Annotated in this window: 17 protein-coding genes; 11 read left to right on the top strand and 6 right to left on the bottom strand. The window is 33.1% G+C overall.

Features of this window, described 5'->3' with window-relative positions; all coding sequences use genetic code 11:
* Window positions 1-52 precede the first annotated feature (52 nt).
* Entirely contained in the window at window positions 53-1510 is a 1458-nt protein-coding gene (locus NST14_RS15215; RefSeq protein ID WP_001186942.1) for an MFS transporter, read from the top strand.
* Window positions 1511-1566: 56 nt separating this feature from the next.
* Here the strand turns inward: NST14_RS15215 and NST14_RS15210 are convergent, their stop codons facing one another.
* The 3 genes from NST14_RS15210 to NST14_RS15200 are packed head-to-tail and all read right to left on the bottom strand — an operon-like array spanning window position 1567 to window position 4740.
* Entirely contained in the window at window positions 1567-2676 is a 1110-nt protein-coding gene (locus NST14_RS15210; protein WP_103102619.1) for a DUF4018 domain-containing protein, read from the bottom strand.
* Window positions 2651-3814 (bottom strand): DUF58 domain-containing protein, encoded by a 1164-nt coding sequence (locus tag NST14_RS15205; RefSeq protein WP_229142780.1) that lies wholly within the window; start codon window positions 3812-3814, stop codon window positions 2651-2653. The genes NST14_RS15210 and NST14_RS15205 overlap by 26 nt, the downstream gene beginning before the upstream one ends.
* Window positions 3811-4740: an AAA family ATPase gene (locus NST14_RS15200; RefSeq protein ID WP_103102620.1), complete on the bottom strand. Its 930-nt coding sequence runs from the start codon at window positions 4738-4740 to the stop codon at window positions 3811-3813. The genes NST14_RS15205 and NST14_RS15200 overlap by 4 nt, the downstream gene beginning before the upstream one ends.
* A 206-nt stretch (window positions 4741-4946) precedes the next feature.
* On the opposite strand from NST14_RS15200, the gene NST14_RS15195 reads away from it, so the two are divergent.
* Both NST14_RS15195 and NST14_RS15190 read left to right on the top strand, forming a co-directional pair.
* The gene (locus tag NST14_RS15195; protein ID WP_001092642.1) at window positions 4947-5264 is read left to right on the top strand and encodes a PadR family transcriptional regulator; all 318 of its coding nucleotides are present in this window, start codon (window positions 4947-4949) and stop codon (window positions 5262-5264) included.
* A 7-nt stretch (window positions 5265-5271) separates the two neighbouring features.
* Window positions 5272-5808: a DUF2812 domain-containing protein gene (locus tag NST14_RS15190; RefSeq protein ID WP_000448685.1), complete on the top strand. Its 537-nt coding sequence runs from the start codon at window positions 5272-5274 to the stop codon at window positions 5806-5808.
* Between the two features lie 335 nt (window positions 5809-6143).
* Here the strand turns inward: NST14_RS15190 and NST14_RS15185 are convergent, their stop codons facing one another.
* Window positions 6144-6389, bottom strand: coding sequence for a hypothetical protein (locus NST14_RS15185; RefSeq protein ID WP_000433609.1), 246 nt, complete (start codon window positions 6387-6389; stop codon window positions 6144-6146).
* Between the two features lie 283 nt (window positions 6390-6672).
* Between NST14_RS15185 and NST14_RS15180 the strand changes: the two genes are divergently transcribed.
* The 8 genes from NST14_RS15180 to NST14_RS15145 all read left to right on the top strand — a co-directional run bounded on the left by NST14_RS15180 (window position 6673) and on the right by NST14_RS15145 (window position 11981).
* Window positions 6673-7056 carry a VOC family protein gene (locus tag NST14_RS15180; RefSeq protein ID WP_001049851.1) on the top strand — a complete coding sequence of 128 codons (384 nt, stop codon included), beginning with the start codon at window positions 6673-6675 and terminating at the stop codon, window positions 7054-7056.
* A gap of 14 nt (window positions 7057-7070) precedes the next feature.
* On the top strand, window positions 7071-7613 hold the full coding sequence (locus NST14_RS15175; protein WP_000506659.1) for a GNAT family N-acetyltransferase: 543 nt from the start codon (window positions 7071-7073) through the stop codon (window positions 7611-7613).
* The gene (locus NST14_RS15170) at window positions 7613-8194 is read left to right on the top strand and encodes a kinase (protein ID WP_000107742.1); all 582 of its coding nucleotides are present in this window, start codon (window positions 7613-7615) and stop codon (window positions 8192-8194) included. The genes NST14_RS15175 and NST14_RS15170 overlap by 1 nt, the downstream gene beginning before the upstream one ends.
* Window positions 8195-8356: 162 nt before the next feature.
* Complete coding sequence (locus tag NST14_RS15165) at window positions 8357-9091, top strand: response regulator transcription factor (RefSeq protein ID WP_000021630.1); 735 nt, start codon at window positions 8357-8359, stop codon at window positions 9089-9091.
* Entirely contained in the window at window positions 9091-10407 is a 1317-nt protein-coding gene (locus NST14_RS15160; RefSeq protein ID WP_061130954.1) for a GHKL domain-containing protein, read from the top strand. Before NST14_RS15165 ends, NST14_RS15160 begins: the two co-directional genes overlap by 1 nt.
* Window positions 10408-10496: 89 nt before the next feature.
* Window positions 10497-11180 carry a YhfC family intramembrane metalloprotease gene (locus tag NST14_RS15155; protein ID WP_001013699.1) on the top strand — a complete coding sequence of 228 codons (684 nt, stop codon included), beginning with the start codon at window positions 10497-10499 and terminating at the stop codon, window positions 11178-11180.
* Window positions 11177-11563 (top strand): DUF3887 domain-containing protein, encoded by a 387-nt coding sequence (locus NST14_RS15150; RefSeq protein ID WP_001230588.1) that lies wholly within the window; start codon window positions 11177-11179, stop codon window positions 11561-11563. Before NST14_RS15155 ends, NST14_RS15150 begins: the two co-directional genes overlap by 4 nt.
* Before the next feature lie 106 nt (window positions 11564-11669).
* A complete protein-coding gene (locus NST14_RS15145; protein ID WP_000845529.1) occupies window positions 11670-11981 on the top strand; it encodes a hypothetical protein in 312 nt (103 codons plus the stop codon).
* A gap of 40 nt (window positions 11982-12021) precedes the next feature.
* On the opposite strand, the gene NST14_RS15140 is transcribed toward NST14_RS15145, so the two are convergent.
* Complete coding sequence (locus NST14_RS15140) at window positions 12022-12237, bottom strand: helix-turn-helix domain-containing protein (RefSeq protein WP_000974621.1); 216 nt, start codon at window positions 12235-12237, stop codon at window positions 12022-12024.
* Window positions 12238-12247: 10 nt separating this feature from the next.
* Window positions 12248-12730 (bottom strand): DUF2975 domain-containing protein, encoded by a 483-nt coding sequence (locus tag NST14_RS15135; RefSeq protein ID WP_000809098.1) that lies wholly within the window; start codon window positions 12728-12730, stop codon window positions 12248-12250.
* Window positions 12731-12910 lie beyond the last annotated feature (180 nt).

Raw genomic sequence — 12910 nt, 5'->3', positions numbered from 1 at the left:
AAGAGAAGGTGTGCTTAAAGAAGTTAAATTAAATAAGGAGCTGTTTTATTATATGCAACAAAATAATGATTTAAATTTTGAACCTCAAGACGTTAATATTGTCAATCCTAAACAAGCCAGGAAAGCAGTCGTTGCTACTGGTATTGGGAACGCAATGGAGTGGTTTGACTTTGGATTATACGCGTATTTAGCGGTAATTTTAAGTCAATTATTCTTCTCAGGTGTTGATAATAGTGGATTGCAACTTGTACTTACATTCGGTACATTTGCAGCGGCCTTCCTCGTTCGACCAATCGGAGGTGTATTCTTTGGTAGAATAGGAGATAAGTACGGCCGAAAAATCGTGTTAAGTACTACTATTATTTTAATGGCACTTTCTACATTATTCATCGCATTACTACCAACCTATGAACAAATTGGTGTATGGGCACCAATACTACTTTTAGTTGCCCGAATGATTCAAGGCTTCTCTACAGGCGGCGAATATTCAGGAGCAATGGTTTATATCGCAGAATCTTCTCCAGATAAAAAGCGTGGTATACTCGGTAGTGGTCTTGAAATTGGAACACTCTCAGGTTACATTGCTGCATCGGTAATTGTTACCATTTTGACGTTATTGTTAACAGATGAACAAATGCTCAGCTGGGGCTGGCGTATTCCTTTCTTAATAGCTGCACCAATTGGTTTGGTCGGTTTATACTTACGCCGTCATTTAGATGAATCTCCCATCTTTGAAGAGATGGAAAAAGCACAAGAGGAATCTGAAGACAATGAACAATTTTCATTTATGGATATTATGAAATATCACAAAAAAGACTTCTTATTAAGCACAGTAATTGTCGCCTTCTTTAATATTACAAATTATATGATTCTTTCGTATATTCCTTCTTATCTAACTCAAGTACTTAAAGTCGAAGAAACAACAGGCTTACTAATTATTTCTATTACGATGGCACTTATGATTCCACTAGCACTATATTTCGGTAAATTAAGTGATAAAATTGGTAATAAACGCGTCGTGCAAATTGGTTTACTTGGTTTAACTGTATTTGCAATTCCAGCATTTTTACTAATAGGTAACGGGCATATTGCAGCTATATTTGCAGGTATTTTCGTATTAGGTTTCTTCCTAAGTGTATATGAAGGAACATTACCTTCATTATTACCATCACTCTTTTTCACTGATGTACGTTATCGAGCACTTTCAATCTCATTTAATATTTCTGTATCGATATTTGGTGGTACAACACCACTTGTATGTTCATACTTAGTTCATGCAACCGGTAACCCGCTTGCACCGGCATTTTATTTAACAGGTGTAAGTATTATTGGATTAGTTGTATTTAGTGTACTATTCGTTACAACATCAGGACGTGCGCTAAAAGGTTCATATCCTACAGTAGAATCGAAAAAAGAAGCACACCAAATTGCTAAAGAAGATCCTGAAGAAACACTTTGGTGGCATGAAGAGTCATTAGAGATTGAAGCAGGGAAAAACGCCTCAATTTAAAAAGTAACGTAGAAGTATAAAAAGACTCCTATGAAAATAGGAGTCTTTTTGTTGTATTATTTTTTCCTTTTCTTTAAATCCTTCTGATACATGTAAAGCTTATGAATTTCATCCTTAAATTCCTGCAAAAGTACGATGTTTTCCTCATTTGAATAACGCACTGTATTATAAGCATTAATAATAATATGACTCTGAATATTTACATCTTCTTCACTATTTATTCTATCTAACCATGCCTCAATAGTTTCTCCTCGATTTCTATTTAAAGGGGGAGTTAACTTACTTTCAAGCTTAAAAATCTCTTTTCGAATTTCGTTATGTGGCGGTTTGTTTCGTTTCAAACGTTTTTGGCTCATTCCTTCTTTATCAGTGATGATAGTAGATTCAAAGACAGGTATATTTGGTAAACTGAATTGTTTTCGTTTTTTTATTATTTTCCAAACGACATAAATAGCAATGAGTGTACAAACTAATATGGTAATGCTATTTATAAGAGTTGGATCAAAAGAACGTGGCTCCAAATCATCCTTAATTGTAGGGTCTTTTAGATTTCCTTTATTCGACCAAAAATCATCTGTTTCTTTTAACACGGCTGCTGAAAATAATGGATTGATAGCGTATCCGAACCCTAATGCAACTGCTTCTATGATAAATGAAAAAACAAGCCGAATGAAAGGAAACACTTGAATAAGTACTATACTCATTACACCAATCGTAATAATAGAAGCGAAACGTAATAACTGTTGATTACGATTTGCTCCAGTTAACCAAAATGTAATCATAATGTGTATAACTAATAGTAATAGTTTCCCGAGTGGTGGAAAAGGCGCATAAAATATAGCTGAAACACCAAACCAAACAATACCACCAAACGATTTTTGAACTGGGTATCCTGGTCCAACTACATGTACGATAAAGAAGAAAAGCGGTAACATAATTGTGCCAAATAGAGAGAACGGGAGAAAGATAGAACAACCGATTATTTGAGTCATTAACAGTATGACAAATCCTGTTGTTTTTTTCTTCGTGAATGTATGGATTAGAAATACACCAATATAGCTTAGTGCTAAAAATATAGCAATAGCAACAAGTTCGTCCCTTTCTGTTAATAACGAAAGGAGGAGCAGCAGAATAAAGTCATTAACGTGATAGAGCCAAGTTTTCAAGCTTTTCCACCATCCCTTCGTTATTTATGAGAAACGTAGGTTGCGATAGAAGAGAGAGGTCATTCTTCTGCAAGCCAATGTAAATCATTGTAGACGATCGTTCTCCTTTTCTATTTGTATAATGGAGAAATCCTTGTTTCGGAATTAGTGTGCTATCGTCTGAAATACGTGCCAATTCCTCTAAAGCTTTTGCGTAATGTGTTTGTCCTTCATTTAATGGTAAGTGCAGAGGGCCACCTTCAGCTAATACACTAATAAATAATTCAAACGGTATTTGATGCTTCGTAGCATATTGACAAATGTATGTTGCAAATGAAATAAGGTCTTCTATATTATCTTTCCAACTAAACCCGCGATCAGCAGCTAATGAAAGACAAATTGTCCAACTATAATTTTTAACAGGCTCATATTGCTTTGCTTGTAATTCCTGCATTTTGGCAGATGCTTTCCAATGAATGGAACGGAAAGACTCACGTTCGTACCGTTTCACACCGATAATAGATGTTTCATCATTGTAAAAAGAAAAATTCGTTCGATAAGATCCATTTAAAAGTTGCTGAAGTTCTTGCAAATCTGTTACTTCTTTAGGTGATGGATACACAATAATTTCAGTTCTTAATTTATCAAATACAGGTAAATGTACAGATAATAAATGAAAAGGATCTTTCAAAACACATTCGAACTGTTCAATTTGAAACACGCCACGCTTCGTTGCAGTTAATGATAAATCCCATTTTTGCGCTGAATGAGCAGGTTGTGAAAATGGGAAAGAGAATAGTGTTTTTGATATTTGTTCAATTCCTTGATCTTTATTCGGTAGTAGGGACGGGTCTAAATGAAAATAACAAACACCGTTAACGAGTGGTATGTTTGCTCCGTTTTTTAAATGAATAAAAAATTGTCCAGATTCATTAGGAAATAAACGAGTTGTTTGTTTCTCGTTTAGCACTTGAAACTGTTTCTCTATATATGCGACATATTTATAAATGAAAATCGCAAATAAATAGTAGAAGAAAAAGAAAAACATAATGATTCGTTGCGGCATAAAAAATGTAAATAGTATCGCGCCTGGAACAGATAGTTGAATAATATGAAGTTGAAAAAATAAAGGTACAGTTACAACGCGCTGTCCATTCATGTTTGCTCAATCTCCACTGGTACGTCAACCTCTTTTAAAATCTTTTGCATCATTTCATTTTTTGTCGTACGTAATGCGCCTTCCATTGATAAGATGATACGGTGATTCCAAACAGAAGGAACTAACAATTGTATATCTTCTGGTGTGCAATATTCTCTCCCGCGTAAAAAGGCTAGCGCTTGAACTGCACGTACTAAAGCAAGTGTGGCACGCGGACTTACACCGTTAGCGATATAATCATGATTTCTTGTAGCATGAGCAAGTTTAATAATGTAATGTTCTAACGGTTCTGATACGAAAATCTCTTTTACTCGTTTCTGTGCCTCTAAAATATCATCTAAAGTAATAACAGATGTGACACTTTCTAGTGGTGCATCGTTACGAAAACGTCGCATCATTTGTAGTTCATCTTCAGAATTCGGATAACCTATAGAAATTGTCATTAAAAAGCGATCAAGCTGTGCATCTGGAAGAGGGAACGTTCCTTGTGATTCAATTGGATTTTGCGTCGCAATAACAAAGAACGGTTTTGGAAGAGGAGTTGACTGCTTTTCAAGCGTCACTTGTCGTTCTTCCATCGCTTCTAATAAACTAGACTGTGTTCTCGGCATTGCACGGTTAATTTCATCTGCCAGTAGAATGTTTGCCACGACTGGTCCGAGTCTTAACTCGAATTCGCTCGTTTTCAGATTGAAATATTCAATACCTGTCACATCACTCGGAAGTACATCCGGTGTAAATTGAACGCGAGAAAAATTACCACCAATACTTTTTGAAAGTGTTTTCGCAAGTAACGTTTTCCCAGTACCAGGTACATCCTCAAGAAGTACATGACCGTCAGCAAGCAAGGAAACAATTAATAGATCTATAACATTTTCTTTACCTACAAAAACTGATCCTATATTTTCCTTCAATTTATTTATCATATGTATCATTCCTTTCAAAATATAAACGGATATTTCTATATTTTAACAAATTATTCAGAAAATTTATATGATTTTTCAATTCAAAGAAATAAATATTCAATTATTAAATTATACTCTTGCATATTTTGGAGTGTGAATATATAATATCGGTATACGATGTATCGCGAGTCGATATATCATGAGGCGATGTATCGGAGGTGGTTATAATGAATACGAAAGCGAGAAAATATATTCCGTTAACTGAGGCGACATATTACATACTGTTATCACTAGTGAAACCAATGCACGGTTATGGAATTATGCAAATGGTAGAAGAGATGACAAATGGAGAAGTAAAGCTCGGTCCTGGAACTTTATACGGGAATACGACGAAGTTATTAAAAGAGAAATTAATTGTTGAAGTTGCCTCAACAGATAGAAAGAAGTGCTATGAGTTAACGCCACTTGGTAAAGAAGTGTTAGAGCTAGAGTATAACAGGTTGCAGAGATCTGTAAGGAATGGGAATAGTATATTAGGGGAGTGAATGGAAGATGGAGACAAAAAGGGTATTCAAGTTTTTTACGGCATGGAATTTAGAAAAAGAAGAAGCTTTTTTACGAAAGATGCATCAGCAAGGTTGGGCATTACAAAAATATAATTTAATGTATACGTTTCAGAAAACGGAGCCAAAAGATGTAATATACAAAGCTGATTTTAGATTGGTTTATAGAGATTCGAAAGAACAACAACAAGAGTATTTCGAAATATACGAAATGTCAGGTTGGAAACGCGTAACAAGTTTCACAAGATGGAATTATTTTTGTAAAGAAGTAGAAGAAGTAAATGAATTGCCTGATATTTACTCAGAAAAGGAGACGAGGATACAAAAACTAAATGAATTATTGTTATTCCTTGTTATTATATCAGCAAGTTTATTACCATCAATGTATAATCTGTTTTTAAGCCCGATGGAATCAAGAGTGCCAATGTGGGCGAAAGTTATGACCGGTCTTACAGGTGGTATGTGGATGTACTTCTTTATAAGACTTTCTTGGAAAATCAAGAAATTAAAAAGTGAAATATTATAATAAAAAGTGGAGTTTAAAAGAAGTTGATTTTGTAAAGAGGTAATAATATGGGAATCAACTTCTTTTGTTTCTATATAATCGTATTTTTGCTCACTCTTTTTTATATAATAAAAATCTATATGAAGGCATAAAATTAACAATATCAAAGCCGCAATTTATCCTGAAAATAATAAATGAAGAAAAAAGATTCATATTGAGGATCAAAAAATAAAAGATGACTAAAAAGATGTGGGGTGTAACTTATAATAAGGAAGAAACACGTTTTTTATTAAAGTATAAAACGAAAAAATCCCTTATAGAAAAATCTATTTCTACAAGGGATAATCATGTTTTTATTAGAAAGACTGATTTTGAGCAGGTTTAATAAATTGTTCAGGATTTTCAACAAGCCCACATACAGCGCATTGGACTCTGTAAGTAGGTCCTTGATAGGCCATATGAAAAGCATTCATCGTTTCATTTGTATATTCTTCTTCTACTTGACCAGTTTGTGGATTTAATTTGACTGGTTTTACTTGTTGCTCAAGAATATTAAAGCGAGTACGGTTCGTTTTACAACTTGGACATAGCATTGGTTCCATATGTATACACCTCCATTTGTAGCATTTCTTAAACTCATTAATTTTATGCAAGCGAAAAAACTTTCTCAATATAAATAGGTGTTTAATGTATTTAAAATTCAGAAAAAATAAAATATAATAAGAGTACGAACTGGTTATGTCCAAACCAAATCTCCTGTTTTATGCCAATAAGCTGGGAGGCCGAGAAATCGGCCTCATTTTTTTGTGCTCGTTACTATAGGAAACAAGGTTTTTATGAGACTTTTGTCGAAATTTTAGGGATGGATATAAAGGGGGATGTAAAATGAATTTGAAAATGAAGTACATCATTTTATATGTAGAAAAGTTTGAGGAATGTTTAAAATTCTATAAAGATATTTTACAGTTACCTATAAAATCAGAGCACGGTACATATATTGAATTTAATACGGGATCTACAATATTAGCAATGAATACGCGGCAAGATGTGAAAGAATTAACAGGATTACCACTTACAGAAGGCGAGTTACAATCTTCTCATTTTGAATTAGGATTCGTTGTCAAAAATGTACAAGAAACGATTGAGCAACTTAGAGAACAAGGTATTAAGGTTTTAGTTGAACCAATTGTAAAGCCGTGGGGGCAAACCATTGCATATATTGCTGATCCAGATGGAAATTATATTGAAATTTGCAGTTCATTAGAATAGAAGGAGAAAAAGAGATGGGATTTCCGAAACTAGAAACAGAACGTTTACAATTAAGAGAACTAACACTGTTAGATGCAGAAACGATGTTCCATTATTTTTCAAAAGAATCTGTAATACGTTATTTCGGAATGGATTCTTTCGAAAATATTGAGCAAGCGAAAACAACGATTCAAACGTTTAAAAATCGTTATGAAGAGGGAAGTGTATTTCGCTGGGGAATAGAGAAAAAGGGGACGGGCCAATTAATCGGAACGTGCGGTTTTCATTTAATTAACCATCATCATAAGCGAGCTGAAATTGGTTATGAATTAGACGATACATATTGGGGACAAGGATACGCCTCGGAAGCGTTACAGGCGATTTTAGCTTACGGGTTTGAAACGTTGCAACTTATAAGAATTGCTGCTGTTGTATATGTAGAGAATAAAGCTTCTCAAAAATTATTAAGTAAAGCAGGATTTCAAGAAGAAGGATTACTTCGAAAACATATGATTCAAAATGGAGTTGCGCATGATACGATTTTATATTCTTTATTAAAAGAAGAGTGGAAGAAATAATGAGTACGAGTGAATTGATAAATGTTATGAAGAAGCATAAAGAAAATAGGTTCATTTTAGGTATAGATGGTTTAAGTCGTTCAGGAAAAACAACATTTGTTGCAAATTTAAAGGAAAATATGAAACAGGAAAGCATTCCGTTTCATATTTTTCATATTGATGATCATATAGTGGAGCGTAATAAACGCTATGATACCGGATTTGAAGAATGGTATGAATATTATTATTTGCAATGGGATATTGAGTGGCTTCGGCAAAAGTTTTTTCAAAAGTTACAAAATGAAACGAGACTGAAATTACCGTTCTATAATGATGAGGTAGACTCATGTGAAATGAAGAAAGTACAGATTCCCATAGTAGGCGTAATTGTAATTGAAGGTGTTTTTCTACAGCGAAAAGAATGGAGAGATTTCTTTCATTATATGGTGTACTTGGATTGTCCAAGAGAGACAAGATTTCTACGCGAGAGTAAGAAAACACAGAAAAACCTTTCAAAGTTTGAGAATAGGTATTGGAAAGCAGAGGATTATTACTTAGAAACGGAATTGCCGAAGGATTGGGCGGATTTAGTTATAAATTGATTTGAAGAAAACCTCAACTTTTTGTTTGAAAAGTTGAGGTTTCTCTATGTAATAGCAGATTAATTATTTCAATTAATGAGAAGGAGAATATTATTATAATTTGAATTATATATTTATAGATAAATCTATAGATGAAAAGATTCCAATAAAGCGAGTGATTACATGAGTATTTTCATTTTAGAAGACGATGTTATACAAGCACAGCAAATGAAGCGGTTAGTTGAAGAGATTTGTGAGAAATATATGTTGCCTTTTGATTTTATTGAGGTGACTAGTAAAAGTGAAAATATTATTACTAATATTCCGAAGGCGAAGTATGTTCCAATCTATTTTTTAGATATAGAGATTAAAAGGGAAGAGCGTAAAGGGTTACAAGTAGCACAAGAGATACGAAAGTATGATACGCAAGGAATTATTGTGTTTGTAACGACGCATTCTGAATTTGCACCTATTTCATATCAATACATGGTATCAGCTTTAACTTTTATTGATAAAGGGTTGCCATACGAGGAGAGATATAAAGTTTTTGAACAATGTTTACTTCAATATGAAGCAAGAAATAAGCATATTATTCCGTCGGATGACTTTATCGTTGCAAATAGTAATGCCACTGTGCGGGTTCCTTTTCATGAAGTTGAATATGTTATGACTGATGAACCGCACCGGTTAGCATTAGTGACGTTAGATCGAATCGTTTATTTTTATGGAGCATTAAAGGAGATAGAAATAATAGATGAACGTTTATTTCGTTGCCATCAGTCATATATCGTGAATACGAAGCAAATGTCTTCTTACGATGCGAAACAAAAAATGATAGTTTTAAAAAGCGGGAAACGCATTCCAGTGTCACGGCGTTTAGTGAGTAAAGTACGTAACATGTTAAAGGGTGAGATGTAATGTATATTTATGATTTATTTGCAATACTGCTTACTAGTATGTGTCATACGTTTTTATATATACAATTAATCCGATACAACAGATTGTCAGTTAGAATGTTAATAGCTTTAAGTACGGTATTCATTATTTTACTTGCTATTGTTGTAACAGTAACGAGATATCCAGAATTGAATAGTACGATTGTGTTATTTTTAATAAGTTTAGGATTAATGCAAAATGAATTGAAATTTAAGCATAATGTATATTTTGCACTGGTGAGTATGGTGATTATAACGTTAGTGAAAATGTTGCTATTAGATTTAGGGATGAAAATCTTTATGTTAACGCCATTCAATTTATATTTATGGACAGGTAGTATTATTCATCTTATCGTATCAATCCTTACTTTTATCGGTATTTTAGTAGCGCGAAAAAGAATTCAAAAAATCGCTCAATATATAGTAAGTAGTCCGTTATACTATGTAACTTATATATTATTAATGATCGGGTTTATTATTGAACTAATTTTAACTCAGCCGTCAACTGAGTTTTTAGCAAAAATAAATCAACAATACAGTGAAGTAAGTTATAATTCAGCGATTATTATTTTTTTATTATTACTAATCATTGTACTAATAAGCTCACATTTATCGAAAGAAAAGTTACGAGAAGAGCATGAAAAACGTTTAGATAAAGAGTTATTAGATTATGTGGAAAAATTAGAGGATATGCATGATGAGCTTGCTAGTTTTCGTCATGATTATATGAATGTATTACTATCGTTAGAAGAAGGAATACGTACAAAAAATGTGAAAGAAATTGAGCAAGTGTACTACGATGTTATTGCTCCCACATTAAAAACAATAAATGATCATGAACTTGATATCGCAAAATTATCTCGCATACAAATTCCTGAAGTAAGAAGCGTATTAAGAGCAAAAGTTAGCACTGCTCAGCAGCAACAAATAAAAGTAATGCTTGATATACCAGAGAACATTGAAAGTGTTTCGATGACGATTATTTCATTTATTCGTATCATTTCAGTTTTAGTAGATAATGCAATTGAGGAAGCAGTATGTAGTGAGGAAAAGATATTACAAATCGCATTCTTTGAAATGGATTCACGACAATATTTTATCGTGCGTAATAGTTCAAAGGGTGAAGCGATTGATTTACAAAAAATTTATGAGAAAAACCATTCAAGTAAAGAAGGTGCTAGAGGGTACGGGCTATTTTCGTTAAAACGAATCATAAATAAAACAAATAATGCGACGTTAGAAACAACTTATGTAAGTCCTTATTTCACACAAACATTTATATTAAATGAGATGAAATGACCATCTATGATGAAAAGGAAACCGAATAAGAAATAACTACATACTTTCTTCACTCAATTTTATACACTTCAAGTAAGAGGTGAAGCGAGATGAATGGTCTTATTTTTACAACAATGATTAGCTTTGGTTTACCGCTTATAGCACTTTTATATGCTTTTTGGAAGAAACGCTATATTCCATATATGTTAGGTATATTGGCTTTTGTTGTATCACAAATATTGATTCGCATACCAATGCTAAATTATTTAAATGGAACTAGCACAGATTTTCAAATGTTTTCTGTTATGCAGCCTATACTATTTGCAGTTTTGCTTAGTATATCAGCTGGAATTTTTGAAGAGATAGCTCGTTTTATCGCAATGCGTTATTTTATGAAGCAACGAGATTGGCAGTCTGGTTTTTTATTTGGAGCAGGGCATGGTGGTATTGAGGCGGTGTTGATAGTCGGTATCCCAGTAATATCCCTATTATTATCACAAACAGTCATTCAAAATGGTGACAGTTATTATCTCGGTGGTATTGAACGCATCTTTGCGATGGTATTGCATGTTGGGCTTTCTTTCATTGTATTGCAAGCTGTTGTCCAAAAGAAATTTCGTTATGTTGTATATGCAATTCTCATCCATGGGACTGTAAATGCATTAGCTGGCATTATATCGCTATATGTGCCAGGGAAAAGCGGGATTATTATGTCAGAAGTTTCAATAGCAATTTTTGCGTTACTCACTTTTAGTTATAGTTTCATTTTAAAAAGAAAGGGTGTATTCAAATGAGAAAAATGTTACTTATTATTATAAGTGCTATCGCGGTGTTTGTACTTGTAGCATGTACCGGTAATAAAGTAGATGAAAGTACGTCTAAAAAAATTATTTCAAAAGCGGAAGGAATTGTATCATTATTAAATGAGGCAAAATATAAAGAAGTGCATGAGAAATTTGATAGTAAAATGAAAGCTGGATTACCAGAAGAAAAAATGAAAGATCTTACACCTGTAATTGAGAAAGCTGGTACATTTGAAAAAATTGAAAAACAATCGATTGAAGAAAAAGATGGTTTATATACGGTTATTCTTGTAGCGAAGTACAGTAAAGAACAACGTACCTTTATTATTACTTATAATGACAAAGAAGAAATCGCAGGTTTATTTATTAAATAAAAAAGAGATACAGCGGAAGTTCCGCTGTATCTCTTTTTTTGTTTTAACCAAATTATGGTTATTTGTGCTACTATGAACTTATAGCTATATAGAAGGGGGGATTAGTATGAAAACTGAAATAGGTCCTAAAAAGAAGTACAGTATAATAAGCTACATATGTTTACTCATCGGCATTTTATGTTTTCTGTTCGTATTTATTACACCGACAAGGATAGCGAATGCAGGTAATATAGTGGGAGATTATGTTACAGTTGCCCTGACAGTTGCAGGTATCATACTTTCTGTCATTACAATGGCGAAAAAAACTGAGAAGAAGGGGATTGCTATTCTTTCGTTAATACTGTCCTCATCATTTTTTATATTTTGGATCATCGCAATTATTTTATTGTTTACTGGTCAAATTAGTTTTGCGCCGTAATGTGCAATAAAAAGAGTCCTTCTCGTATGAAGGACTCTTTTTATTCGCTTTCTTCTGGTTGATATTCTAAAATATCCCCAGGTTGGCATTCTAATGCTTTACAAATGGCTTCTAAAGTTGAAAAACGGACTGCTTTTGCTTTACCATTTTTCAAGATCGAAAGGTTAGCCATTGTAATTCCAACCTTCTCCGAAAGCTCTGTTACACTCATTTTTCTTTTCGCTAACATTACATCAATATTAATAATAATTGCCATTTTATTCACCTCAGACCGTTAAATCATTTTCTGATTTTATATCTATCGCATCTTTTAATAGTCTTTGGAGAACGGCAGCAAAGACCGCGATTACCATTGAAGCAAAAATTATAATCATTCCAATAACAATAATACCAGGGGCGTCATCTCTCTCTGCCACAAGATAGAAAAGTGGCATACCTAATACATATAATACACTAATGGCTAGTGCGCTGTACTTAATATTTTTTAAAGCTTTAACAGACAACTCTGAGAATGCGTTGTTTTTATCAATATAGTTTAAAAGTTTGAATGTTTGATACAGCGCAAAGTAATAAGGTATTGCTGTTGCGTATAAGTTGATAAATACAAGATATTTAATATATGCAATATCAGGATATAATTCTGCGGCGAAGTTTCCTATTTTAGGAACTAAAAAAATGCACATAGCAAGAACAGGGATACCCATTAGAATCACAGCTGTCTTTAGGAAGAGTGTTGATCCTTGTTTCATAAAAAGCACCTCATTTATTTAATATCTTATTAATTTACCACGAAATTTATTGTTAAACAATAAATTTTTATTTAATTCAATTGGGGATTTATTGTTTAACAAGTTAATAATGAAAAATCTTCTTTATAAGATAGATGAACTATACCGAGATGTAATGAATAAGAAAGTTCCTATTGTTAG

This window comes from Bacillus sp. FSL W8-0519, assembly GCF_038005585.1.
GTDB classification, from domain to species: Bacteria; Bacillota; Bacilli; order Bacillales; family Bacillaceae_G; genus Bacillus_A; species Bacillus_A paranthracis.
The sequence above is the reverse complement of the archived record's forward strand: the minus strand, read 5'-3'. Positions and strand labels throughout refer to the sequence as shown.